19 protein-coding genes, 1 other RNA gene and 4 pseudogenes are annotated in these 24,838 nt (G+C 43.0%); 4 read left to right on the plus strand and 20 right to left on the minus strand.

Going from position 1 to position 24,838, the window contains the following annotated elements; translation table 11 throughout:
* Positions 1–324 (minus strand): annotated as a pseudogene (locus AB5N96_RS00005) (transposase); the annotation flags it as partial.
* 6 nt (positions 325–330) lie between these two features.
* Here AB5N96_RS00005 and AB5N96_RS00010 point away from each other — a divergent pair.
* Both AB5N96_RS00010 and AB5N96_RS00015 read left to right on the plus strand, forming a co-directional pair.
* Positions 331–561, plus strand: a complete 231-nt coding sequence (locus AB5N96_RS00010; protein WP_204589196.1) for a hypothetical protein — start codon at positions 331–333, stop codon at positions 559–561.
* 339 nt (positions 562–900) lie between these two features.
* A pseudogene (locus AB5N96_RS00015) lies at positions 901–1,199 on the plus strand (JAB domain-containing protein).
* A gap of 542 nt (positions 1,200–1,741) precedes the next feature.
* On the opposite strand, the gene AB5N96_RS00020 reads toward AB5N96_RS00015, so the two are convergent.
* Positions 1,742–3,766, minus strand: a complete 2,025-nt coding sequence (locus tag AB5N96_RS00020; protein ID WP_499704351.1) for a heavy metal translocating P-type ATPase — start codon at positions 3,764–3,766, stop codon at positions 1,742–1,744.
* Positions 3,767–3,899: 133 nt separating this feature from the next.
* Positions 3,900–4,103, minus strand: coding sequence for a copper chaperone CopZ (gene copZ / locus AB5N96_RS00025; RefSeq protein ID WP_094942858.1), 204 nt, complete (start codon positions 4,101–4,103; stop codon positions 3,900–3,902).
* Between the two features lie 345 nt (positions 4,104–4,448).
* Between copZ and AB5N96_RS00030 the strand changes: the two genes are divergently transcribed.
* Positions 4,449–4,781 (plus strand): four-helix bundle copper-binding protein, encoded by a 333-nt coding sequence (locus tag AB5N96_RS00030; protein ID WP_203331975.1) that lies wholly within the window; start codon positions 4,449–4,451, stop codon positions 4,779–4,781.
* Between the two features lie 59 nt (positions 4,782–4,840).
* On the opposite strand, the pseudogene AB5N96_RS00035 reads toward AB5N96_RS00030, so the two are convergent.
* From AB5N96_RS00035 to AB5N96_RS00115, 17 genes and pseudogenes are all read right to left on the minus strand, one after another.
* Positions 4,841–4,942, minus strand: a pseudogene (locus tag AB5N96_RS00035) (response regulator transcription factor); the annotation flags it as partial.
* Between the two features lie 9 nt (positions 4,943–4,951).
* On the minus strand, positions 4,952–5,860 hold the full coding sequence (locus AB5N96_RS00040; RefSeq protein ID WP_499704352.1) for a F510_1955 family glycosylhydrolase: 909 nt from the start codon (positions 5,858–5,860) through the stop codon (positions 4,952–4,954).
* A gap of 324 nt (positions 5,861–6,184) precedes the next feature.
* Positions 6,185–6,729 (minus strand): annotated as a pseudogene (gene resA, locus AB5N96_RS00045) (thiol-disulfide oxidoreductase ResA).
* The gene (locus AB5N96_RS00050) at positions 6,693–6,884 is read right to left on the minus strand and encodes a hypothetical protein (RefSeq protein ID WP_499704353.1); all 192 of its coding nucleotides are present in this window, start codon (positions 6,882–6,884) and stop codon (positions 6,693–6,695) included. The pseudogene resA and the gene AB5N96_RS00050 overlap by 37 nt, the downstream one beginning before the upstream one ends.
* A gap of 44 nt (positions 6,885–6,928) precedes the next feature.
* The gene (merA, locus tag AB5N96_RS00055) at positions 6,929–8,569 is read right to left on the minus strand and encodes a mercury(II) reductase (protein WP_499704354.1); all 1,641 of its coding nucleotides are present in this window, start codon (positions 8,567–8,569) and stop codon (positions 6,929–6,931) included.
* A 2-nt stretch (positions 8,570–8,571) separates the two neighbouring features.
* Positions 8,572–8,973: a mercury resistance transcriptional regulator MerR gene (gene merR, locus AB5N96_RS00060; RefSeq protein WP_499704355.1), complete on the minus strand. Its 402-nt coding sequence runs from the start codon at positions 8,971–8,973 to the stop codon at positions 8,572–8,574.
* A 331-nt stretch (positions 8,974–9,304) separates the two neighbouring features.
* Positions 9,305–10,663 (minus strand): IS1182 family transposase, encoded by a 1,359-nt coding sequence (locus AB5N96_RS00065; RefSeq protein ID WP_499704356.1) that lies wholly within the window; start codon positions 10,661–10,663, stop codon positions 9,305–9,307.
* 121 nt (positions 10,664–10,784) lie between these two features.
* Positions 10,785–11,852: a dual-specificity RNA methyltransferase RlmN gene (gene rlmN, locus AB5N96_RS00070; RefSeq protein ID WP_204589191.1), complete on the minus strand. Its 1,068-nt coding sequence runs from the start codon at positions 11,850–11,852 to the stop codon at positions 10,785–10,787.
* 71 nt (positions 11,853–11,923) lie between these two features.
* Positions 11,924–12,727 carry a sulfurtransferase gene (locus AB5N96_RS00075; protein ID WP_204589190.1) on the minus strand — a complete coding sequence of 268 codons (804 nt, stop codon included), beginning with the start codon at positions 12,725–12,727 and terminating at the stop codon, positions 11,924–11,926.
* A gap of 10 nt (positions 12,728–12,737) precedes the next feature.
* Entirely contained in the window at positions 12,738–16,280 is a 3,543-nt protein-coding gene (locus tag AB5N96_RS00080; RefSeq protein WP_499704357.1) for a dynamin family protein, read from the minus strand.
* Positions 16,281–16,293: 13 nt separating this feature from the next.
* Positions 16,294–18,180 carry an ATP-dependent DNA helicase gene (locus tag AB5N96_RS00085; RefSeq protein WP_499704358.1) on the minus strand — a complete coding sequence of 629 codons (1,887 nt, stop codon included), beginning with the start codon at positions 18,178–18,180 and terminating at the stop codon, positions 16,294–16,296.
* A gap of 24 nt (positions 18,181–18,204) precedes the next feature.
* Positions 18,205–19,329, minus strand: a complete 1,125-nt coding sequence (locus AB5N96_RS00090) for a THUMP domain-containing class I SAM-dependent RNA methyltransferase (RefSeq protein WP_499704359.1) — start codon at positions 19,327–19,329, stop codon at positions 18,205–18,207.
* An 80-nt stretch (positions 19,330–19,409) separates the two neighbouring features.
* Positions 19,410–19,788: RNase P RNA component class B (gene rnpB / locus AB5N96_RS00095), an RNA gene on the minus strand.
* 48 nt (positions 19,789–19,836) lie between these two features.
* The gene (gene gpsB / locus AB5N96_RS00100) at positions 19,837–20,124 is read right to left on the minus strand and encodes a cell division regulator GpsB (RefSeq protein WP_239584750.1); all 288 of its coding nucleotides are present in this window, start codon (positions 20,122–20,124) and stop codon (positions 19,837–19,839) included.
* A 66-nt stretch (positions 20,125–20,190) separates the two neighbouring features.
* The gene (locus AB5N96_RS00105) at positions 20,191–21,453 is read right to left on the minus strand and encodes a ribonuclease H-like domain-containing protein (RefSeq protein ID WP_499704360.1); all 1,263 of its coding nucleotides are present in this window, start codon (positions 21,451–21,453) and stop codon (positions 20,191–20,193) included.
* Position 21,454: 1 nt separating this feature from the next.
* Entirely contained in the window at positions 21,455–23,713 is a 2,259-nt protein-coding gene (locus AB5N96_RS00110; RefSeq protein ID WP_499704361.1) for a DEAD/DEAH box helicase, read from the minus strand.
* Positions 23,688–24,068 carry a YppE family protein gene (locus AB5N96_RS00115; RefSeq protein ID WP_204589184.1) on the minus strand — a complete coding sequence of 127 codons (381 nt, stop codon included), beginning with the start codon at positions 24,066–24,068 and terminating at the stop codon, positions 23,688–23,690. Before AB5N96_RS00115 ends, AB5N96_RS00110 begins: the two co-directional genes overlap by 26 nt.
* 148 nt (positions 24,069–24,216) lie before the next feature.
* On the opposite strand from AB5N96_RS00115, the gene recU reads away from it, so the two are divergent.
* On the plus strand, positions 24,217–24,834 hold the full coding sequence (recU, locus tag AB5N96_RS00120) for a Holliday junction resolvase RecU (RefSeq protein ID WP_204589183.1): 618 nt from the start codon (positions 24,217–24,219) through the stop codon (positions 24,832–24,834).
* Positions 24,835–24,838 lie beyond the last annotated feature (4 nt).

A 24,838-nucleotide genomic window follows, 5' to 3' on the forward strand; every position in this document is an offset into this window, starting at 1 on the left:
TTTTTTTATCCCTCGAAGGGTCGTCCAACGCATACCATGCTTTTCTTTAGCATCCGCAAAGACACGTTCGATGGTCTCTTTACGGCGGTTATATACTTTTTTGATCTCGTGATGGTGACGCAAGTCCTCTGACAGCTCGAGGTAGTCCTCCCAAATATGCCGCTGGATCAGCTTCTGAGGCTTGGCTGCCTGCGTACAGTTCTGCAAGACCGGACAAACAGCACATTCTTTAGGATCCGACGAATACTGACGATATCCATCACGGGTGGTCGTACGATATTTCAGCACCTGTCCTTCAGGACAAAGGTAGCAATCAAAGTGCTGTATCCCTTGAAACTACAGAAGGCATGGCAATCCGAAGTATTCGGAGATTATGTGGAGCGTCATACAGCAAGTGAACCGGTACCAAGTTCAGTGAAGAAAGAGGCTGCATTCACGAAACCGCCCGTTTCACAGGTCACGGACACCGAGACAAACATAAACGGTGGACGTTTGGTCCATATCATCGAGGAAGAGATCGATCAATCTGACCTGTTCGACCTGACAGACGAGGGACTTTAAGAAGAATGGGAAGAACAGCAACAGAAAAGAGACGACCTCTCAGTCGAAGAACGTCTGAAACTTTTGCGCTGAGACCCTTGACCGGCCCTCTAGGTGGTGTATCCGTCTTCCTTACCAAAAGGCAAAAAATAATCCCTTTTGGGACTACTTCCGCCCGGCGGACCAAAATTGAAAGGGAGCGATACACATGCATTTTGAAAAAATCATTGAAATTACACGGATTAAACAGGAGATCAAAGAAATTGAAGAGTCATATAAAAGTTACCTACCGGAGAAGATAACGAACCCATAGATGCCATCAAATTTGTTCAGACACTCATAGGAGATGAAGACCGTGAGGTGTTCCTCGTCATTTGTTTAAACGCAAAGAACCAAGTCATTACGGTACACCGCTGTCCTACAGGGTCTTTAGGTGCCAGCATCGTCCCTCCCCGTGAGGTCTTCAAGACAGCCATTATGAACAATGCTCACAGCATCATCGTTGCCCATAACCATCCTTCGGGTCCCCGAGCATGGAAGATATCGCAGTATCGAAACGGCTTGAGGGATGCGGCGAGATACTCGGCATCGAATTACTCGACCACGTGATTGTCGGAAATGAAGGTGGCATTTCCTTAAAAGAAAAAGGCTATTTCTAAAATTCCCTCAAGTAAGGGCTGTTTTCCGCAGACTGCCGAAAACAATTGATCGAAAACAAGAAATGGGTCCGGAAAGTCCGATTGCCTTTCCGGTTTCATTTAAAAAAATGAAAAATTCCGGAATGGATTCATTTTATTGATTTACAGAAGCTGTAATCTCTGCGATTCTGAATATAAGAGAAATTCAAAAAACAAATCAGGAAAGAGTGTGAGGATATGAAAATCACCAGAAGTGCTGAAGCTGAACTGCCACATTTCCAATAAGAACGTTTGTTCCTATTATACCCATTTTAATTATTGATTGCTCTATTTTCGAAAACTTTTTATGTATTAAAAGAATCTAATAAGAAAAGAGAAGAAGCTTTTTTGACTTCTTCTCTTCCTATAATTTCTTCTATGTTAACTATATTTAACTATCCAAAGTCTTAAAACCTTTGTTTGACTTTAATCTCATTTAAAACGATACCTCAAAACTTAAAGAATTCAACTTTTGGGAGGCAGCACTTCTCGTGTACGACTTTTAAACACGGGGTTTGACAGGTCTAATTCTTTAGCTTTAATGTCATCGCATTAATAGCCACGATAACGGTGGATACGGACATCAGAACTGCTCCTACTGCAGGAACCAACGTAATTCCAATGAAAGCTAGACCCCCCGCAGCTATGGGAATGGCGATAAAGTTGTATCCGGCTCCCCACACGAGGTTCTGTTTCATTTTACCGGTTGTTTTGTTGGCCAATTCGATAAAGGATTCAATATCTCCTGGATCCGACTGAGTCAAAATCACATCAGCGGAATCAATGGCGACTTGCGTTCCCGCACCGACTGCAATACCCACGTCTGCTATTGCAAGGGATGGTGCATCGTTTACGCCGTCGCCGACCATAATGACCGTTTGTCCATTATTTTTCAGTGATTCCACTAAATCATATTTATCTTGCGGCGATTGATTGGCTCTGTATTCAATGCCCAGTTTCTCTGCTACTCCTTGGGCAGCCGTTTCATTGTCGCCTGTAGCCATAATCGGTTTTATATTGTAATGCTTCAATGCCTGTATCAGCGTTCTGCTCGTTTCTTTCAATTCATCGCCTAATGCGACCGTACCGATCGGATTCCCGTCCTCAACCAGTATACTTAATGTTGCCCCTTTGGGAACATCCACCGCTACATCTCTTCCAAGTGCCTTTTGGCTGATCAATTCGTATTTGCGGCCATTGGCGTTTCCTTCTATACCCGCACCCGACACAACATCAATCGAATCAAAGTGGACAGGCTGAACCCCTTGTTTCTCAGCGTATTGGACTATTGACTGGGCGATTGGGTGGCTGGATCCGCCTTCAATCCCTGCCATTAACGCCGCGATTTCGGCTTCGGTATGTTGACCATCCAGTGTTTCCATGTTCAAAACTTTAAATTCGCCAGTAGTCAACGTACCCGTTTTATCCAGTATCATTACATCAGCCTTACTTGCTAACTCCAATGCTTCGCGGTCTTTCACCAACAGCCCGCGGCTTGCACCTAAACTGGTGCTTCGTGCAATAACCAGCGGAATGGCAAGGCCGAGAGCGTGTGGACATGCAATGACTAATGTCGTAACCGTAAAAAGAATAGCGGTTTGAATGTCAGCAATGTACAGCCAAACGACAAAAGCGATGAAAGCCACCGCAATGGCGATATAAAACAGCCAGCCGGCTACTTTTTGAGCAAGATTTTCAGCTCTTGAAGGTTGATCCTGCGCTTGGCTTATCAGGGTTTGAACTTGAGAAATGAACGATTGGTCGCCGGTTTCCTGTACTTCAAGATATAAGATGCCTGCACCGTTCGTGGAACCGCCGATTACTTTGTCTCCGGCTCCTTTTTCAATGGGTTTAGATTCCCCCGTCAGCAAAGCTTCATTGATCCGGGAGGTGCCTCTTTTGATGATGCCATCGGCAGGGACATTTTCTCCGGCCTGAACCCGTACAAGGTCTCCGACTTTCAGCTCATTTACGGGACGCGTCTCAATGGCATCGTCTTCCAATACCACATGTGCATCTTTCGGCACCAATTCAGCGAGCGATTTTTGCGCGTCTCCTGCCTCTCCGACAGCCTTCATTTCGATCCAATGTCCAAGGAGCATGATCAACAGCAAGGAAGCAAATTCAAAGAAAAAGTCCATGATGTGTTCGCCAGTCACATAGCGTGCCAGCACCGCATAAATGCTATACAGATAGGAAACGGACAACCCTAAAGAAATAAGGGCCATCATACCCGGCGCTTTTTGCCTGAATTCTTCTATAGCCCCCTGAAAGAAAGGTTTCCCCCCATAAACCAATAAGATGGTTGCTAATCCTGCGACCACAATATCCGAGTATGGAAAAGTGAATTGAAAGGGAAGCCGAATGTCCATCATCGGCGACAATAACAGAATGATGATGCCAACCGGCAGCGACTTTAAGAAAATCTCTTTAAAATTACCGTGGTGATGATGGCCGTGATCATGCCCGCTATGATCGGAATGGTCCATTTTACTGTGATCTGCTTGTTCGTCGTGATGGTGGTGATGGTCTTTTTCACTTTTAACCATTCAGTACGCCTCCTTCAAAATATTGCTTCTTAATTCCAATTACCCTTATGACATTCTTAACAGCCACAAAGCCCCCAATATACTACCGCGGCGTATATTTCTTTTAAAAGTAAAGAGTGCTGTGAAAGCACTCTTATACGACGGCATATCCTTGTTCTTCAATCGCTTCCTGAATTTCGTTTAATGATGTCTTGCCAGCGTCATAATCCACTGCCACTTCACCTTTTTTTAGATCAACTGCCACAGATGAAACCCCTTCAAGTTCACCGACGCCAGTTTCAACCGAGTTTACACAGTGGCTGCAGGACATGCCTTGTACTTTTAATGTTTCAATCATTCTTATTCCTCCTAGAGTAGTATTTCCATAAACTTAACATACCTCATGAGGGTATATCAAGTTTTCAGTTTCATTTTTACTTTGTCTTTGTTTTCTGGACGCCCAAGGAATTTACTGTGACCAAAAAGAAAAAACCACCCTATTGATTTGATATTCGATTACTTTTCTATAAACGGCCGACAATGGGCTATCACCAGATATACTTTTTGTTTTTTTCGGAAGGAGTTTGCTGTTTCGCCAATAAATTTGTGCAGTTTCTATGGAGTTTCGGTATTTCCGTTTAGTCTGGAAAGTAGAGGGAATATTAGAAACGGAAGCAAAAATATAAAAAATGGAGGTTTTAGCATGGCTCATGAACAACATCAGGAATTGATTCAGGCATTGCACGATTGTGCGGCGGAATGTAACCATTGTTTTGATGCTTGTCTGCAGGAAGAAGATGTGAAGATGATGGCCCAATGTATTCGATTAGACCGTGAATGTGCAGACATTTGCGCATTTCTGGAACATGCAATTACCCGCAATTCGCCGTTCGTTTCCGAACTGGCAGCCGTTTGCGCAACCATTTGTGAAGCATGCGCAGATGAATGCGAGAAGCACGCCGACCATCACGACCATTGTAAACGCTGTGCGGAAGCTTGCCGCAGATGTGCAGAAGCTTGCCGTAACGTTGCGTAATTTACCCGAAAAGGCTCATTGGAGATATTTTCCGATGAGCCTTTTATCTTTATCTAGTATTATTCCATTTCATTGATCCATTTGTAGCCAATCCCCCACACGGTGATAAAATGGTCATTGATTGGAAATCCAGATTGCCGAATTTTTTCCCGCACATTCCGTGCTGGTTTCTACTTGGTTTTTCCCTCTTCCAGCAGCGTTTTCCAGGTCTGTAATCCGTCTTCCGACAAGTAGGCATTTCCTTCAAATGTGTAGATCGCCAGTTCCATTCCATCCATCGGGTTTTGTGCAATAAAAGCGATGGCATCTTGTGAAAGGTCCGGTGTATCCACCGGCTCGAGTTCTTCATTTTCCATAGTATACTTCACCAGAGCCGCCGCTGTCCCGTAGCTTCCGAAATACAACTGGTCTTCGGTGAAATGCACCGCTGTGCCTGTTTCATTTCCGGCTGTAATCGCTTCAAAAACTTCGCCGCCATCCTGCGAGAAATAAACCCCTGCAGCCGTAGCCGCAGCGACGAAGTTCGAATCAGTCGGGTGAAGGGCGAGCGCAGTCACTTCCCCATTCAACCCTTCAGCCTTCACAGGTTCCCACGATTCTCCTTTATCGTTACTTTTGTAAAATCCGGCTTCCAGCAAAGAGTTTTTTGCCGGATTGAGCAGGAAGATATCGTGACTGTTGTACCCTACCGCCATCGCATGAAAGTCCGTTTCTCCTTGGAATGCAATCTCTTCCAAAGTTTCGCCGCCATCTATACTTCGCTGAATCCCAAGTGGATTGGGCAAATCTGAATCTGCACTCGGGTGTCCTGAAGAATAGAAGCCCTCATCTACGGCGTTAAAGCCCATATAATCGTAAAAATTATCCGCTGTTTCAAACCACTCGCCATCGCGGTAAATTTTTGGCCCAGTATGTGATGCAAAGTACAGTCCGTTCTCTTCTCCTGCATAACCCATCCCATGGACATGGTTCAGTTCCCCTTCAAACGGCACTTCAAATGAATCCGTTGTATCATTGCTGCAGCCGGCCAGTAAAAGTAAAGCCGACAGTACCGCTATGCTCATTCTCTTTTTTTTCATGTAGATGCCCTCCGAATATGTCAATTTTCTATACTTTCCATAAGTATCAACCTCTTATAGCTTAACGAAAAAGTTTCGACTTTTTGTGCAGATATCTTGATTTCAAACAGGTAATTCATACCCTTTACTAATTGCCCTAAAAGAACAGACCTTCCAATCAGTCCGGTGTAGGATCTTTACCTGATTTTTGTTTATATATTTTCTACACCTGACATTGCTTTTCTTGTGGTTTAGTCCACTTTAAAGAAATGTCTTTTTCTCGTTTTTTCCTTGCATCAATTTTCAAAATACGTGGCTCGCACTATTCTGGGGAACTCAGTTGTATCAGCTCGGTTTGATCTGTTCCATATAACTCGCAATATCCTCTTCGGACATTTCACCCGTAATGATTTTCTCGATTTTTCCCTCTTGATTGACCAACAATGTAGTGGGCAATGGACGAATAGTATAGGCTTCCATAACACTTTTGTCCTTATCGATAACAATCGGGAACGTTAAATTTCGCTGTACAGCAAATTGTCTCACTTCATAATCGGATTGTGCAATATTGACAGCGAGTATCTCTACACCTTGGTCCTTGTATACTTGGTACTGCTTTTCCATCAGCGGGAACTCTTTTTCGCACGGTTTGCACCAAGTACCCCAAAAGTTCACGAACACCCCCTGCCCTTTGTACTCAGACAGCTGATCCCGTTCCCATTCAAATCCGTCAAAGCAAAATCGGGTGCCCAATCTCCAACTTGCAGCAATTCGTTTTTCTCTTTGGTTAATCCGTTGTAGATAGTAAATGCAATAACGACGACCAGAATGAACAAAATACTTGTCCTCATAATCAAGCGATTTCTCTTTTTATCCTTTTTAGCAGCCATAACCAAATCAAATAACCTCCGCCAATTTCAGCTATTCCTGCGATGACGAATAAGAAAATCGTATAAATCAACTTTAATGCTCCCTTCAACCTTTGAGTTCTATTGGCAAATAGTTTCTTTTCTGATTTCGATCTACTTAACCCTGACCATAGCAACTAGGGAATCCTATTTTCCATTAGAATTTACTTGTTTAACCCTTTTAACCGGCACAGCAAGACAGTTGGGAAACATCCTTGTCGAACGTGAGGGCAGCCAATTTCACCCCTTCCGCCATGGTTAAATACGGCGCAAAGGTGTCGCTAATGTTTTCGATGGTCAAACCGAACTTCACAGCAAGTGTCACTGCATAAATGACATCTCCTGCATTTTCCGCTACGATATGCCCGCCCAGCAGCTGGCGTGTTTTCACATCCGCCACCAGTTTGAACACGCCGGTCGTCTCCCGGTTCACTTGCGCTCGCGGAACAGCCTCCAACGGCAGGACGGAAGTGATAACGTCATAGCCGTTTTCTTTTGCCTGTTTCTCTGTCAAGCCGACGGTGGCAACCGCCGGCGCTGTAAACGTAACACCCGGCACAATGGCCAAATCCAACTTTTCCTTCTGCCCACCGAGCGCATTTCCTGCTGCCACTCGCCCTTGATAAGCCGCGACATAAACAAACTGAGGACCGAGCGTAACGTCGCCTGCTGCATAAATTCGTTCATTGGTGGTCTTGGCATAATCATCAATCCGAACTTCTCCGAGGCGCCCTGTTTCAACACCCGCCGCGTTCAAATTCAAGCTTTCCGTATTGGGCGTTCGGCCGGCTGCAATCAGCAGTTGATCGGATTCAATGATTCGCTTCTGACCGTCCACCTCGACATATACTTTTTTCACCTCTCCGTCCTGTTCAATTCGCTCGTACGTGGCACCGGTCACTAACCGAATGCCTTGCTCGGTCAAAGCTTTCGTGAGGGCTTCCGAGATTTCCGGATCGTATTCCTGGAACAGGCGCGAACTTCTTTGCATCAGTGTGACTTCGGATCCGAGGTGGTGAAATAACTGACCCAATTCCACACCAATATAGCCGGAACCGATGACCGTCAGGCGTTTCGGCACTTTCTTTAGCTCCAATAAGGTTGTGCTGGTCAAGTAATCCACTTCTTCCAGTCCGGAAATGGCTGGCATAGCCGGAGCCGCCCCCGTCGCAATCAGAAACTGTTTGGCAGAAAGCTTCATGCCGGCCACTTCAATAGTGTGTTCATCTATAAATCTGGCTTCCCCTTTGATCAACTCAAAACCGTAGTCTTCAACCAAATCGACATATTTCTTGTTCCGGAGATCCGTCACCAATTCCTCTTTCTGTTTGACCAGCGGAGCCAAATCCACTTCCCACGCTGAGGTGTGCAGCCCGATAAACGGATTATTCTTGGCCAAGTGATTGATTTCTCCGGCCCGTAACAAGGTTTTGGAAGGAACACAGCCAATGTTCACACAGGTACCGCCTACCGTTCCCCGTTCAATCATCGCCACTTTCGCCCCATGTTTCACAGCTTCGATGGCGGAAGAAAAGGCAGCGCCCCCGGAACCGATGATGATGTAGTCATACTCGCCTTCTTCATCTGGGCGGAGTGCTTCTTGGGCTCGGACTTCTTCTGCTTCCCCCGGCTGATAGTTGGCATCAGCAATTGCTTTTTGTGCCTTTTGAACCTCCATGTTTTCCGGCAGTTTAAATACAGCTTCACCTTTTCGAAAATCAGCTTGGATTTCTTTTGCGCCAATCGCTTCAAGCGCGACTACCACGTGTTCTTCGCATCCGGTACAGGTCATCGCTTGGACATCCACTCGATATTTTTTCATGTCTACTCCTCCTCCATCAAAACATCAATAATCGGGCATTCATGCAGCTCTTTTTCATTTGGACACCGCTCTTTCAACTCGCTCAGCATCCGTTCCGCACGCTTTAGATCCTCAATCTGCTTTCGGACTTTCACTTCTTTTGTGGACACAAAATCGAACATATCTTCACAGCGCACATCGTCTTTGTCGACCACCCCTAACAATTTATAAATCTCATTCAACGAAAATCCCAGTTCCTGCAGTCGCCGGATAAATCCTACCCGTTTGACCGTTTCCTTCGAATAAATCCGATACCCCGAATTATTCCGGACCGGTTCTTGCAATAGCTCTTTTCGTTCATAGTATCGGATGGTTTCCTTATTCACTTCACATAGGGTTGCAAGTTCACTGATTCGATAGCTCAATTTTCTTCACCTCAGAAAAAGTATAAACCATGTACTTAGGTACATGGTCAAACATCTACACTTCAATACTTTCTTTCTATATATAAAATTTCAAGTTACTAAAACTAGATTTAAAATAGTCGTTTATTAAAAATAAAGCGTTCGTAAAAGTAGACTTTTACGAACTAACTCTTGTAAGTAATAAGAAAAAGCTATCCTTAAAGGGATAGCACAGATTGTAGACAAAAGGATTCGAAATCTACCCGATTTCGAATCCTTTTTATTTTTTTTGCTATTTTTCCACTGAAATATCGTGAGCAGACTGGTTGTAGTGCTCGTATTTCCTATATTGTTAGGCCATCTGTGGACCTTTCCAGGTCCATGTAGCCAACTTCTTCAGGTTCATGGCAGCAAAAGTAAGCATCGCCTGCATGGACAATTTTTTTATCCCTCGAAGGGTCGTCCAACGCATACCATGCTTTTCTTTAGCATCCGCAAAGACACGTTCGATGGTCTTTTTACGGCGGTTATATACTTCTTTGATCTCGTGATGGTGACGCAGGTCCTCTGACAGCTCGAGGTAGTCCTCCCAAATATGCCGCTGAATCACATTCTGAGGCTTGGCTGCCTGCGTACAGTTCTGCAAGACCGGACAAACAGCACATTCTTTAGGGTCCGACGAATACTGACGATATCCATCACGGGTGGTCGTACGATATTTCAGCACCTGTCCTTCAGGACAAAGGTAGCAATCAAAGTGCTCATCGTATACATACTCTTGTTTTTTGAAATAGCCGGGGCGTGTCATCGGTCTTTTATAGGGAAAGGCCGGCAACATCTGGTTCTCTACAAGATAGTTTGCAATCGCAGGTGTCTTATAAGCGGCATCCGCTGCCACTACTACTGGTCTTTTTACATTTTCAATCACAGTGTCGATGATGGACAGGAAAGGGATACTGTCATGGACGTTGCCTGGTGTGACGAGATTCGCGAGCACAAAACCTTTTTCATCCGTGGCTGCATGGAAAGAGTAGGCGAACTGTTTGGTCCTCTCGTCTTTCACGTAATAACCGCTCTCTGGATCCGTTGTCGACTCTTTGATCTCCTTGAACTCTTCTTTCTCAAAAGAATCTGGTGAAAATGGTCGCTTACCGTGTTCCTGCCTGTCCAGGTTTAGCTCCAGTTGGAGCTTCTCTTCATAGGCACGCGCCTCTTTACGGACAGTCTTCTTCGTGAACTTGCGCTTATTCGCAGATGCCTTCACATGCGTCGAGTCGACGAAGACATGTTCACTGCTGAGTAGCCCTTGATCCATGATCTCCTTCAATATACGATAGAAGATCTGTTCGAACAGATCGGTATCAGCAAAGCGTCGTACATAGTTTTTCCCGAACGTCGAGAAATGCGGCACCTCTGAATGGAACCCAAAACCTAGGAACCAACGATAGGCCATATTAGTCTCGATCTCTTTGATCGTCTGGCGCATCGAGCGGATGCCGAATGTATATTGAAGGAACGTCATCTTGATGAGCACGACTGGATCGATACTTGGGCGACCTGTTGAAGAGTAGAGGTCCTCGACCAATGGATAGATGAACGAGAAATCGATTGCCGCATCAAGTTTACGAACTAAGTGGTCCTCAGGGACCAGTTGGTCAATCGTCAACATTTCAAGTTGGTCTCTCTGGTTACCGATATTCTTCGTCATCATGGTCGTGTTCCCCCTAAACAGTTATTAAATCTATTATAAAAAGAAAAAAGACTGCAGACAAACTCAATATTTCATGGGTTTGTCAACAGTCTGAGCAGAGATAATATCTCTGCTGACTCGATTAATTTGCAACTTTTTCTTTTTTGATTTGCTTACTACGAAGTTGTCCACAAGCTGCGTCGATATCCGTCCCTTGCTCCATACGAACACCACAGTTGATGCCGCGTTTTTTTAGCGTTTGGAAGAAGGCATCGATTGCTTCTGGTGTGCTTCGCTGGTACTGTCCGTGCTCATCGACTGGGTTGTAAGGAATCAAGTTTACATAGGACAAGTGCCGCTTATTCTCGAGAAGATCCGCTAACTGTTTCGCCTCTTCTACATGATCGTTCACGTCACGAAGCAAAATGTATTCGAACGTAATTCGACGGTTCGTTTTCTCTAAATAATAATCAACAGAATCCATCAATTTTTCAATTGGGAATGCTTTATTGATAATCATGATTTTACTGCGCAAGTCATCGTTTGGCGCATGAAGAGAAACTGCAAGATTCACTTGAGTCTGCTCATCTGCAAATTCACGGATTTTCTTTGCAAGTCCACTCGTGGACACTGTGATATGACGTGCTCCGATTGAAAGTCCCTTTTGATCATTAACAACTGTCAAGAAATTCATCAAGTTTGTATAGTTATCAAAAGGTTCACCAATACCCATAACTACGATATGGCTGACACGCTCTTGCTTCCCAGCAGCATCTAAATGTTCTTGTACTTTCATGATTTGACCAACAATTTCTCCCGCATCTAAGTCCCGGCTCTTTTTTAAGAGTCCACTAGCACAGAAGCTACAACCGATATTACAGCCCACTTGTGTCGTTACACATACGGAAAGTCCGTAATGGAAGCGCATAAGTACAGTTTCAATCAAGTTGCCATCTTCTAGTTGGAACAAGAACTTGATTGTCCCATCTGCCGATTCTTGTTTTACAGATTCTTTCAATGTCTGCATTACAAAATGTTCGCTCAGTAGTTGCAAGCATTCTTTGTTCACATTGTTCATTTCTTCAAACGATTGTACACGTTTAACATATAACCAATTCCACACTTGCTCTGCACGGAATTTCTTCTGACCACGCTCAAGTAACCAGTCTGTTAATTGATCCTTTGTCAGGCTATAAATTGATTTTTTCATTTTATGGTGTCCCTCATTTCATCCTCATTACAATTTTCCCATTATACTATAGGATTGGATGAGTGACAAGTTTATTTACTTGTCTCAATTTCATTCGTTTGAATCCAGTCACTGTAACTACCAGCGTAGAGACGCACGTTCTCTCTTCCACTCTCTAGTAGCGCAATGGTTAAGGGAGATGCTGTAACGCCACTTCCACAATAGGTCATGATTTCTTTCTCTTCAGGGAGATGGCGAAAAAGCGCTTCTGCTTCTGTACCTTTTAAAAGACCTCTGTCCGATTTCAATTGCTCCCAATCAATGTTTGCTGCCGTTGGAATATGTCCGGCAATCGCATCGATGGGCTCAGTCACTCCTCGGTATCTATCAGTAGAACGTGCATCAATCAACATGCCATTTTGAGCAATATGATTTTTCACATCCTGCTGATTCGCAAGAAGACCATCATGGAACTGTAGAGTTTGATTTGTTGAAGGATACCAAGCAGTGCCTCCTTCTAGCGGGAACACTTCTTTTAGACGGCCATATCCTTCACGCGCAATCGAGACATTCGTAAAACCCGCCCACAGCAGTAGTACAGCAGCACGTGCAGCAAATGGTGCGTTTCCTTGATCATAAATGACGAGTTCGTCTTCGTATGTTAATCCAGATGCTTGAATTAACTTTGTCATCCGTTGTTTTGACGGAACAGGATGACGGCCTTCAGAGCGAGACATATCCGAAAGATGATCCTCTAGGTGCCAATAGATAGCGCCTTGCACATGGTCTTGTTGGTATGCTTGCTCGCCCCAAGTGGGGTTTTGTAAATCAAATCGTGTGTCGATGAAACGAACGTGTTGTTTTGGAAGTTCATGCAAATCTTTAGTAATGATCATATTCATCCTCCTAAAGTAGTGTGCGTTTTTGTTTCCATTTCGTAAGCGTTTCGTGTTGTTCTAAAAGTTCTCGTTCTGCTTGTATCGTTGAAACTGATGATTGTAAGAGTCGCAACTTTATTTGATCCATTACTTCGCTGAAATAACTATCTGTCCAATTGCGCAAGCGTGACTTCTCAGCAGCAAATGGATTTTCTAAATCATCTTTGATCATGCGTTCGAGGTCCTGTTGCACAGCTTGTTTTTCATTCTTTTCGAAGAATCGTTTCGCGTTCTTGTATCCACTCTTTAACGAACTATAGTTTTCAACTTTTAGAGTAGGCTCTTGAAACTCTAAAAGTTTGGGTGCTTTGAGCTCTATAGGACTCACTGCAAATGCAGCAGGCTGTTCATACAAGAACGCAAGCTCTTGTCGCTCGTAATCCCGAACATTTTTGTCAGTTGCTTGTTGAAGGCGCAAGTTTGTGACGCGCAGCTCTTGCGCGGCATCAAACTGTATACTTGCAGCGACTTCACGTAACGCTTGTTCGAATGCTTGTCTTCCATCCTTACTAGCAAACCTTGACGGATTGAATGCTTCTTTAAAGAAGTCTGGATATCGGTAGAACAGTCGTTGTTTCAAATAATAAATAAGCGTGTCTACTTCATTTAATAGAGCAGTACGCATCGATTGTGAATGGGACTTTGTATAGCGTGAGCGCAACTGTTGTTCGAGTTCTGCGAGTTCTGCTAATCGTTGTGGTTTCCGTAGCATATTCTCCTCAGTAGAATCAATTAGCTTAGAGAATTGCTCGACTAACTCGTCCGCTTGTTCCGAAACGGCCTGTAAAATCACATCAAGAAGCTCATTCCTTAAAAACGCTTGGAAAGCATCTGAAAAAGCAGGCATACCACTCGTTAAGTTTTCGCCAGTCTGCTTCTCTTTTAAAGCTTGTAGACTAGACACCCCATATAAGCGTGGGAAGCGAATGCCGAACTGCGTCAGTTCTTGTCCCACATAGTCGATGACTTCTTGTTTTTCTTGTTCAGAACTTGCGAGGTCAATTGCATTGACTACGAAGAACATTTTATCGAGTTCAAAAGAATCTTTTACACGTCCAAGTTGAATTAAAAACTCACGGTCTGCTTTTGCAAATGCGTGATTGTAATAGGTGATGAATAGAACTGCATCTGCATTTCGAATGTAATCGAAGGCAACGCCAGTATGCCGTGCATTAATCGAATCTGCCCCAGGTGTATCCACTAATGTGACCCCTGCTCGAGTCAGTTCACAATCGTAGTAATAAGTGATTGTCTCAACAAAACAACTTTTTGATTCGAATGCGACATATTCAGTAAAGTTTTCATGATCTACTAGACGCGTGGTTCCAAGATAAATAAGTTGCTCGTCACTACCAGATAAGAATGCGCGAATGAAGGACTTTTTCGTTTCATCGAGAGGTTTAGTTAAAAACTCATTGGCTCGACTTTTGAATTCCTCAAGAGATTGACATTCTTTACCGTGAGGCGCAACCATGGCCTTTAATTCTGTGAGTAAATCTTCCTTTTTCTTGAATGCTACATCCGCGTGACGATGAGGTTTGCCCTCTGCAATAGGAGCGATTTTATTGATAGAAGCCGTTGTCGGGTTAGGCGACACTGGTAAAACTGCGTCTCCGAGCAAAGCATTTGAAAAACTAGATTTACCAGCAGAAAATGCACCAAATAGAGCAATAGTGAATGAGCGATTCGTCACGCGTTTGATTTTTTGTTTTAGCTCACGCACAGCATCTTTAAAGTTCGGTATGTCTGCCAGTTGCGTCGTAACATTTTGCGCCGTTGACAAGATTGCTGACTCGTCAAATGATGCCGCTTTTTCAGCTTCTTGCTCTTGCTTTTCATCGACCACTTTTTCAACTTCTTGTCCGAGTTTGAGCGGTTTGGCTTTGGCGTAAAACTCTGTATATTCCTCTTCCCATGTCTTTAACTGAAGCATGCGTGCAGCTTGTAACTGTTCATTTGGTGACTTCATTTGTAGCGAGTAATCGGCTAGACGTTCTTCACTTGCAAACCACTCATCTAGAGCTAGTTTTCGTCTCGTTAACGATTGTTTCTTAAGTTGATCGTCTTCTGATAAAATTGTTTCTCCATCTGACTCAGATAAACGTTCATCCGCCCAAACAAGTGTTGTCTGCACAATATATCGTTTAATAGCCTGTTCGATTCGAGACGAAAACTGAAGAAGCCCGTCTCCTGTTGCACTTGTGCCAGGTTTATACTCTGTAGCGATAAGTTTTGGATCCATATTAAAAGAAATATATGTCTCGTCCGACTGTACTACACGTGCATAGCGATCGATCACTCGTTGTAGTAGCGGTAAGGTCGTTTGATCAAACACTTCTTGCAAAAGTTGCGTTGCAGCTTTTAAACGATTGTCTCGCTCCTCTTCCGTCTTTTTCTTCGCGCCAAAAAAACCTACTTTGAAACCAGGTTGACTCGCCTCCGCGTATAGACGGATTCTCTCGCGGACATCAGGCGTCATCAAATAGGCCGTCGATAGCACTTCTTGGACATCATTTTGAAGTTCTTCTTTCCACTTGGTAAAATCCAGAAGTTCAAATGATTGAAGTGCAAGCTTTGTCTCTGAATAGGTCGTCTTTTTATCGAGCCATTCTTCTGGTGAAAAGAGCTCTTCATATGTAGCGGCTAAGTCTTCTTGATCTTCTTTTAAATAAGTAGCGTGTTCATCAATAAGTTTTTGAAGAGTGCCTGTAGTACTTTCTTCTAAAACCGTCTCCTTATTCTCGAGCGCGTGTTGGATGACATCCTGAACATCCTTCACTGGATAGGTTTTAGTATCACGAAGAGACGTAAAGAAAATTCCTTTTGGATGGACACCCCAGCTCTCAAATGCGGTCTTAACTGACTGTTTGTAATCCTCTAGTGAAAGTTCTTGTTCTCTGTGCTTATCCATTTGATTAATAATCAAGTAAACATTCGGATTTGTCCGCATCAAGTCTTTTGTGAAAGTAAAATTTAATTCTGATTGGACATGATTATAGTCCATCACATAAAATACCAAGTCCGCTAAATGCAACTCAGATTCTGTAGATAGTCTATGAGCATCGTCCGTAGAGTCCACTCCAGGTGTATCCATTACTACGATATCATTTGGCAATCGAGTATCTGGGTGAAACAATTCGATTTTACGAACGGATTGTCCGTCTTTTGCCATACGTTTAAGGTTGGCTACAGCCAATTCTTCCTCTGCTACGGCGACGTCTCCATTCATAAAGTGGATGTATGCTTTCCAATTCGTAGCTTTTTGAATCGTCACTATATTTGCAGATGTGGGAATTGGACTTGTTGCTAACAAGTTTTCACCTGTCAACGCGTTGATCATGCTGGACTTCCCCGCAGAGAAGTGCCCAGCAAACGCAATCGTCAGATTTTCCGTAAACAGTTTTTGACCAAATTTCTTCGCTTTATCAAATGTAGTAACATTCCCTTGCTGCTTCGTTACGACACCTAAAAGCGCAGTTCGTCTATACAGTTGTTGTCGTTGTTCATTCATAAACGCTACCCCTTTACTTTGGCGAGACAGGAAGTTCCTGTTCGAGCTCTTGTAAAAATGCTTTTTCAGATGCCGTCAGTAAAATCTCAATCGAGCCATGATCTTTTTCTGTACGAATCAAACGCCCGACCCCCTGCTTCATTCGCATCTTCATAAATGGTAAATCCACTTCTTCAAATGCATTGAAAGAAGCTGCACGCTTCGCATTGAAAATCGGATCATTCGGTGGGAATGGCAAATCGTAGACAATGACACGCGTCAATAAGTCTTGCGGAAGATCCAACCCTTCCCAAAGCGAGTAGGAAGCTAATACAGATGGTTTTTCTTTGTACGCCTCAATAAGCGAGCTCATTTCTTGTTCCCCTTCGAACAATATGTCCTCATGTCCATACATCAATTGGAACTGTTCAAACGATTCTTTTGTCGCAAACAAGACAAGTGTCGGCTCTTCTGATTTTAGAAGTTCGAGTACTTTTTCGCTTTTATCTACGGGTTCAGACACATGAATCGTCATGACTTCTTCGTAGTCAAATGGTGAAGCAACTTGAAGTGACTGATAGTCTGCAATCCCTAAATTGCCAGCTAAATAGTCAAACGTCTGCTCAACACTGAGTGTTGCAGAAGAGAAGATAATTGGTAGTGATCCATTAAACAATTTTTCAGCAAGTTGTTCGTCTACCAGTTCTGGCATGATGGCAAGCGTTTCAATCCCGTCTACCTCTTCTACCCAATCAATCGCTTCATTGTCTTCTGTGAACAACTGGAACGCTTGCAAGTAATCTTCCAAGTATTCTTCCATCAGTTTCATATCGTAGGATTCAATCGAGTACATTTCACCCTCGAATACAAACTCTTCTAGTAGAGCTTCTACTGTTCTGACAAGTAATCCACTCGCAGCTTTCAACTCATCGGTATGTCGGATTGTCATCTTTTCAAGCATGTCATTGTCAATAGAAGAACGTAACAGTTCAAAAAACGCTAAATGAGCTTCTTCTAGAACATCAAGATAGTGAAGTGTTTTAGGACGCAATCCTTCTACTCGTGCTTTCTCTAACAAATCCAATAATGATTCGCTTTGCACTTTTAATGTAAATGCTTCCTGCGCGGCAAATTCCACTAAGTGTCCTTCATCTAATACAATCGCAGAAGCTTCAGGAAGTAATGGCAATTGTTCTTGACGCTTGCGTGACTCTGCCGTCCACAAATGTTCCATCAAAAATTCATGCGAGCAAATCACTAGGTCAGTTGCTTGACGGTAGAATTGACGAGAGATGGTTTGTCCACATTGATTTTTGATGTCACAGATGGAACACTGTTGAACCGGATGATAATTGACAAGCTTCCACTGCTCGTCTGTAAGGAAGCTGAATTCTTTGCGATCTCCATACGGATACACTTTTTGAAGAGAAGATCCCCCAAATACAAACTCCGGAAGACGGTCATCAATCTCATCCACAAATTCTGGCACATCAAACCCACGACGTTGTTCATCTAATCGCTGCAGACACAAATATTCTTCTCGCGACTTTGCCAAACGTACATCAATCGATAAGTTGAGCAGCTCAGATAGGCGAGAGATATCCCCTTCTGGTTTGATCAGCTGTTCAATAAGGGCTTCATCCGAACAAGCTATAATTACAGGCTTACCTGTGTAGCGTGCATACGCAATTGATGGTAATAAATAAGCCATTGTCTTTCCAGTTCCTACTCCGGCCTCGGCAAAAAGAACGGATTTCGACTGTAATGCCTTTTCAATTTGGAAGGCCATATATACTTGTTCATCACGAATCTCGTATCCATTTTCCGGCAAGGTGTCATAAAAGACATCACCTAACCAGTTCGATAACGACTGATAAAACGATTGATCTTTGGATAATTCGAATGGAATATTTTTGCGCATAACTTCACTCTTTTCTAGACTAATTTAGACTCTTTGACCCCAGAATTGATAATAATCTGTACGGATAAATCCATTGAATAATTTGCGTTTTTTCGTTGCTTTCTTACCATAAACGGTTTCCAAGTTTTCCATAGAAGATAACAAATAAACAGACCACGATGGATATTTACTCATCACATAGCCAAATTGAGACAATGTCTTTTCAATCTCTTCAACTTCACCGATACGTTCTCCGTAGGGTGGGTTACTGATGACAACACCGTTATCTAAACGAGTTGTAAAATCTGCGGCTTGCATTTGCTTGAATGTAATGATATCCGCAAATCCTGCTTCTAATGCATTGGAATTCGCAATTTCAATCATACGGTGATCGATGTCCGTTCCAAGGATTGTGAGTTCTTGATCATAATCCGCTTGTGTGTCGGCTTCATCACGTATTTTTTCCCATACTGCTGGTTTGATCCAACTCCAGTGTTCTGCATCAAACTCACGATTATATCCGGGTGCAATGTTCTGACCAATCATAGCCGCTTCAATACAAAGTGTACCCGATCCACAGAATGGGTCGACAAATGGACGACTTGGACTCCACTTTGAAATTTTTACAAGAGCAGCTGCTAATGTTTCTTTTAAAGGAGCATCCCCTTGTGTCGTTCGATAGCCGCGTTTATGCAAGCCAACACCGCTTGTATCCATTGTGAGTAACACACGGTCCTTTAAAATGCTGACTTCGATTTTATAGCGAGCACCGGACTCATCAAGATAGCTCATACGTTTATATGCGGACTTTAATCGCTCAACGATTGCTTTTTTCACGATACTCTGACAATCTGGAACACTGTATAATGTCGATTTCACACTTTTTCCGCTCACTGGGAAGTTAGCATCAACCGGCAAGTACTTTTCCCATGGAATGGCTTTTGTTCCTTCAAATAGTTGATCAAACGTCTTCGCAGGGAACTCCCCTACAAGAAGTTTCACGCGATCCGCCACACGTAGCCAAATGTTCGCTTTTGCAATCGCTTCTTCGTCTCCTTCAAAAAACACTTTTCCGTTGTCTGTTTGTGTTTCAAAACCTAAGTCTTTCAATTCATCTGCAACGATACCTTCTAATCCCATTGCAGCTGTCGCAAGTAATTTATATGTCATAGTATCCACTCCTTTTTAGTCTATAAAGAGAAAAAACTCTCCGAAAAGGAGAGCTGTGCTGTTTATCATAAAACCTTCTATTCGATAAGCCATGTTTTGTCTCCCTTGTACTCAAACGGGAAATTCCCTCGTACATACTGGGCGGCAATCATCTATCTACGGACATGCCGTCTTCCAATCCGTTCAATTCCTTCATGGAAATGCCCCTACCATAATTTGGGTTTCTCACTCGTGGGGTTTACCGCGTTCCACTCTTACCGTTTCCGATAAGACTTCGTCACTGTGGCACTTTCAAGAGTACTGCACCATATCCCGTAAGACGTAGGTGGTTTCTCTGCCGTCAGCTGGCAGCTGCCCTCGTTTATGACTTCACGAGGCACGAACACTACAGTCATCTCAGAACTGTGTGAGCATGGACTTTCCTCTACACATTAGTATGTGCAGCGATTGCCTGAATAGAAGGCCACAATCGAGTATACGTTATTTTACTGGATTACACAAGAACTATCAGTCGTAAAGCTTCGCACCAAATACATGCTTCTCCAAATTAGACAAGCGCTTTAAAATGTCAAAGTTTGTAGATGACTGCGGAGCTGGTGCTGATTTTGGTGTATCTTCTAATTGCGTGCGAAGATCTCGGTTCTCTTTCTCGAGCTCTTGGATCCGCTTATCGAACTGCTCATAGTCTTTAATGACTTCATCTAAAAATGCATCGACTTCTTCTTGACTGTAGCCGCGCATTGTTGTTTTAAATTGTTTCTCTAAAATATCATTTGGTTTAAATTGAATCCCCATACCCATCTTCCTTCCATCCATTGGTGATTGGCTTCATTATAGCATAGGAACGCTTGACACACCTATCTATTTGTCGAAACTTGCGCTTTCCCGGGAAATGATTTTCCGGTCTAATCGTTCGTCCCTATTTTTCAATTCTGCCAAGTAGGAAGCCAATTTCTCACGCGTCAAGATTGCTGTTAATGATAACAACTGTGTTTTCGCTTGTTGGACGTAATTCTTCGCTTGGCCGAGATCTTTCATTTGATGCTCTGCAAGTTTTGCACAATGAATGAGTGCGTCCAATTTCTCAATTCCTACTAGTAATTCTGAAGCTGTCTCCATCAATTCAAGGCTTGATGCAAATTCTCCTTCACGCTTTTGTAAAAGAGACAAATAATAATAAGCGTGTGGTATATCTTGTTTCTCATAACGTTCAGTTACTTTTTCATAAAGCTCTCGACTGTTTGGCAACAATTTTAAATCACGCAGCCATTTTGCTAAATTTAATTCAGTTTGAGAAGACCGGGTCTCAGGTGCATCTACGAGATGACGAAGAGAGTGGATATACAATGCCACTAGAGAATACAAATCCCATTTGTTATGTTCTAGTATGCGATCCAAGTTTTCGGTTTTCCCCGATCTAACAGCGTCCATATAAACAATCGGAGCGAGATGTCCGGGCATGTCATCTTCCCTATGAAAGTTCAATTGTTCTCTTTCCATGTCTTGCAACTTATAACGCTCTTGTTGTCCTCTCCACAGTCGCTTACTTCCGTGAAGCAAATCAATTTGAAACACTTGAGGAAAACTTGGAAGAAGTTTTCGGTTCATCGTCCAACGCACTTCAAGCTGGGGCAAGTCAAAGCTTTTGCCGTTATACGTGATAATTGTGTCACGGTCTTGAAAAGGTAACGCTTTTAAAAATGCCAATTCATGTTGCGGAGAAGCCAAAATAAATTGATCGAGTTGAAACCCAGTGGCCGTTTCAAACAAGACGCCATTTAAAAAAATATGAACGCCGACACCTTTTAGACCCGTCGTTTCGGTGTCATAAAAAAAGAGGCGACTTGACTCTTCTGGAGTTAGTGGATGCCCTTTGAAATCGCGCTTTGCTTTCGCGACAAGGGAGGAGAGTTCTGAAAACTGAGTCCCTCCATGCTTAAAGTCATGCGGCAAAAGCGTTGAGATTTTATAGTAGACGCCTTGGTCTGTATGAACCAAGTCATAGTCCGACGAAGACCATTTCACAAAATCAGGACGATTCACTTCTTTGATAGGTTCTTTGACTTGTTCAGGTTGCTTTTTTATAAGGCCTTTCATAGCCAGTAATTTTTTTTCATAGGACATATCAGTCACGCACCAAGTTCGTTAGTAATAAAAGGACTTCTTCTTTTAAACCGACATTTGCTTCCTGCGCACCAATACATGCAGGACATCCATCCAAGCATGGACAAGAAGCTACTTGCGCATGTGTTTCTTCCACAAGTTCTTCAAATCGGTCTAACATTCGTTCAGATAAACCAATACCACCTGGATAACTGTCGTAAATGAAAAATGTTGGTTGCTGGTCTAAGATGGATTTCATTTGCGGAACGACATGCACATCTTTACGATCACAGTCTAAAAATAGTGGAATGAAAGAATGTAGCGCATAAGCTGCACCAACCATTGCATCTGAGAACAGATGCAGATTCCCTTCTTCCGGTTTTGAAAAAGTGATCCATGTTGCAGATGTATGAAGCTCAAGTGGCGGTAAATCGATTGTTCCAGATCCAATATTGTCATGCGTATCAAATTTGATTTTTTTAAAGAGTGTAGGGTGTGCGAGCACGATAATATCGCCATAATGCATCTCGACGTTCTTTTCGGTTCGGTGTTTATCTTTCGAAAGTACTTTCATTTCCACTGCAATGTTTGCATCCGTAAAATAATCTACATCTACTTCTGTGACAAATGCTTTTTTCTCATCCCAATCGAGAAGCTCTACTTGAAACTGAGTGCCTTGATGGAGATAGATCGCTTCTTCGTGTAACAATGTCATCGCACTAAATAAATCCATCTCTCCTATAACCCGCGTCTTGGTTGGAACGGATTGATCAATAATAATCACATTGTCCTGAGAGGCTGAACGCAAGGAGATATTACTCGCCGGAAAACTTTCAGCCATCCAATGCCATTTATCTGCTGTTTCTAACAAGACGCGTTCTTCTTTCAAAAGCTCAAGTAGTGGCGTCACATGATACTCCGCGTAGTCTTCTTGTTTCTCGAACGGTAATTCAAACGCTGCACATTTTAAATGGTCCATTAAAATCAACATGTTTTCCGGGAAAATACGGACTTCTTCTGGAGATTGGCCAAGTAAATACTCGGGATGGTCAACAACGTATTGATCCAGTGCTGTAGATTGTGCGACATAGACAACAAGTGACTCTTCTTGACGACGCCCCGCTCGTCCTGCTTGTTGCCATGCACTTGCAATATTGCCTGGATAGCCTGTCATGATACAGACTTGCAATTGCCCAATGTCGACACCCAGTTCTAAAGCGTTTGTACTGACGACTGTTCGAATGTCTCCGTCACGCAAGCCCTTCTCAATCTCTCTTCTTTCAGAAGGTAAATACCCTCCTCTATATCCTTGAATGGAGCGATCATTTAGTTTCTTACTGACCAATGCTTTCAAATAGGTGACGAGCATCTCTACACGAACGCGACTCTTCGCAAAAATGATTGTCTGTAAACGTTTTGCATACAATTCTTGCGCGAGGTCACGAACTTCTAGAACAGCACTTCTTCGCACGTTGTAAGTCGGATGGACGACCGGCGGATTGTAAAACATGAAGTACTTTGTTCCGGAAGGGGCACCGTTATTTGTGAGTACGACATGGTCTTCATGTGTGAGTGAATCCGCTAACTCTTTTGGATTTTGAATTGTGGCAGACGTACAGATGATGACCGGGTGGCTTCCGTAAAATGCACAAATTCGTTTCAATCGACGTATAACATGCGCTACGTGAGAGCCGAACACACCTTTATACGTATGCATTTCATCAATTATGATGTATTTCAAGTTCTCAAACATCGACACCCATTTTGTGTGGTGCGGTAAAACACCTGAATGCAACATGTCCGGATTGGTTAGAATGATATTGCCATTCGTTCGCACTTTTCTACGAATCCCTGGCTCTGTATCTCCATCATATGTAAAACTGTTGATTTGCTTGCCTGTGGCTTCAATCAATTTGTTCACATCTGCTTTTTGATCTTGCGCTAGAGCTTTCGTTGGAAATAAATAAATCGCCCGGCTTTTGGGGTCTTCAATAATCGACTGCAAAACTGGTAGATGATAGCACAATGATTTGCCAGAAGCTGTAGGAGTAATTGCTGTAAACGACTCTCCAGCACGAGCATGCATGTATGCACTCGCTTGATGTGTGTAAAGTTCTGAAATTCCTTTCGCATGGAGGGCAGCTATCAAACTATCATCTAAGTCTTGAGGAAACGGGACTGTTTTTGCTTCTTTTGGTTCTATGACATGTATCGACTGAATCTGCTGTTTTTTGGCAGGATCTTTTACCCATTCATCAAGTAGTTGGGATATTGTCGTCATTGCCCTCACGCTCCAATTCCGTCAGCAAAGTTTTCAGTGTGTAAAGAACGGCATGTACACTTTGATAAAATCTTTTCTTCGAAGTTTCTTTGAAAAAAGACTGTACACTATACTGTTTCATCCCATCTTCAGTTGCATCGATTTGGTTTTGGTGGATATACTTCGGTCGGTTAAGACGAATGTAGCGCTCGGCTTCTTGTTTCCACTCGCTAATCCATATATCCACTTTTGCAACATGAGGTTTTACTTCCTCGAAAAAATCAGGTGTGCGATCTTCGACACGTAGTTGTTCAAATCTTGCAAGACACGCTTCTGATTCACTAATCAATTTTTCTGTTAAGTCTTTAAGTTTCATCTGTGTCACTTCCTGTTCACTTCTATCCTTTTATCATATCAAAAGTTCACTACTTCAACTAGTTTTACGAACAAACATTCGAATGAAACATTCGGGGCATGTCAGGCGTCTAGTGTATATGCTACACTTAGGCACAGAGGTGTTGACTATGAGCATACGGTATCCGAATGGAAAACGGTACCAACCTACCTCCCCGAAAAAAACTGCGTCCAAAAAGGATTATTCTTTTAGTAATCGGGGAAAGACGTTAGAGGATGAAGTCAATGAAACGAATGACTATTACTTGCAACATAAAGTAGCAGTGATTCATAAAAAACCAATCCCAATCCAAATCGTAAAAGTGGATTACCCCGGAAGAGCGCGTGCAGTCATACGAGAAGCTTATTACCGTACACCATCCACAACAGATTACAATGGCGTATATAATGGATACTATTTAGATTTTGAAGCGAAAGAGACGAAGAATAAAACATCGTTTCCTCTTCAAAATGTTCACGAACACCAAGTCCTGCACATGCGACAAGTAGCAGAGCAAAATGGTATCGCATTTTTGGTTGTAGCTTTTTCAACTCTTGAACGCTACTTTTTCATGAGTAGTCAAACACTTGACTTGTATTGGGATCGAATGAATCAAGGTGGTCGAAAATCGATCACACTTGATGAGTTTGAACAAACTGGTATTGAAATTACTCCTGGGTATGCTCCGCGTGTACCCTATTTAGATGCTGTCGATCTTTATTTGACTGGCAAAGAAAGTGAGGAATGAGCTC

Source organism: Chryseomicrobium imtechense (assembly GCF_041475995.1).
GTDB lineage: Bacteria > Bacillota > Bacilli > Bacillales_A > Planococcaceae > Chryseomicrobium > Chryseomicrobium aureum.

Coding starts and splice junctions, on each gene's coding strand:
- AB5N96_RS00020 (WP_499704351.1), bottom strand. CDS start 3,766: ATGGTTAAAAGTGAAAAAGACCATCACCACCATCACGACGAACAAGCA.
- copZ (WP_094942858.1), bottom strand. CDS start 4,103: ATGATTGAAACATTAAAAGTACAAGGCATGTCCTGCAGCCACTGTGTA.
- AB5N96_RS00030 (WP_203331975.1), top strand. CDS start 4,449: ATGGCTCATGAACAACATCAGGAATTGATTCAGGCATTGCACGATTGT.
- AB5N96_RS00040 (WP_499704352.1), bottom strand. CDS start 5,860: ATGAAAAAAAAGAGAATGAGCATAGCGGTACTGTCGGCTTTACTTTTA.
- merA (WP_499704354.1), bottom strand. CDS start 8,569: ATGAAAAAATATCGAGTGGATGTCCAAGCGATGACCTGTACCGGATGC.
- AB5N96_RS00065 (WP_499704356.1), bottom strand. CDS start 10,663: ATGATGACGAAGAATATCGGTAACCAGAGAGACCAACTTGAAATGTTG.
- rlmN (WP_204589191.1), bottom strand. CDS start 11,852: ATGAAAAAATCAATTTATAGCCTGACAAAGGATCAATTAACAGACTGG.
- AB5N96_RS00075 (WP_204589190.1), bottom strand. CDS start 12,727: ATGATCATTACTAAAGATTTGCATGAACTTCCAAAACAACACGTTCGT.
- AB5N96_RS00080 (WP_499704357.1), bottom strand. CDS start 16,280: ATGAATGAACAACGACAACAACTGTATAGACGAACTGCGCTTTTAGGT.
- AB5N96_RS00085 (WP_499704358.1), bottom strand. CDS start 18,180: ATGCGCAAAAATATTCCATTCGAATTATCCAAAGATCAATCGTTTTAT.
- AB5N96_RS00090 (WP_499704359.1), bottom strand. CDS start 19,329: ATGACATATAAATTACTTGCGACAGCTGCAATGGGATTAGAAGGTATC.
- gpsB (WP_239584750.1), bottom strand. CDS start 20,124: ATGGGGATTCAATTTAAACCAAATGATATTTTAGAGAAACAATTTAAA.
- AB5N96_RS00105 (WP_499704360.1), bottom strand. CDS start 21,453: ATGTCCTATGAAAAAAAATTACTGGCTATGAAAGGCCTTATAAAAAAG.
- AB5N96_RS00110 (WP_499704361.1), bottom strand. CDS start 23,713: ATGACGACAATATCCCAACTACTTGATGAATGGGTAAAAGATCCTGCC.
- AB5N96_RS00115 (WP_204589184.1), bottom strand. CDS start 24,068: ATGAAACTTAAAGACTTAACAGAAAAATTGATTAGTGAATCAGAAGCG.
- recU (WP_204589183.1), top strand. CDS start 24,217: ATGAGCATACGGTATCCGAATGGAAAACGGTACCAACCTACCTCCCCG.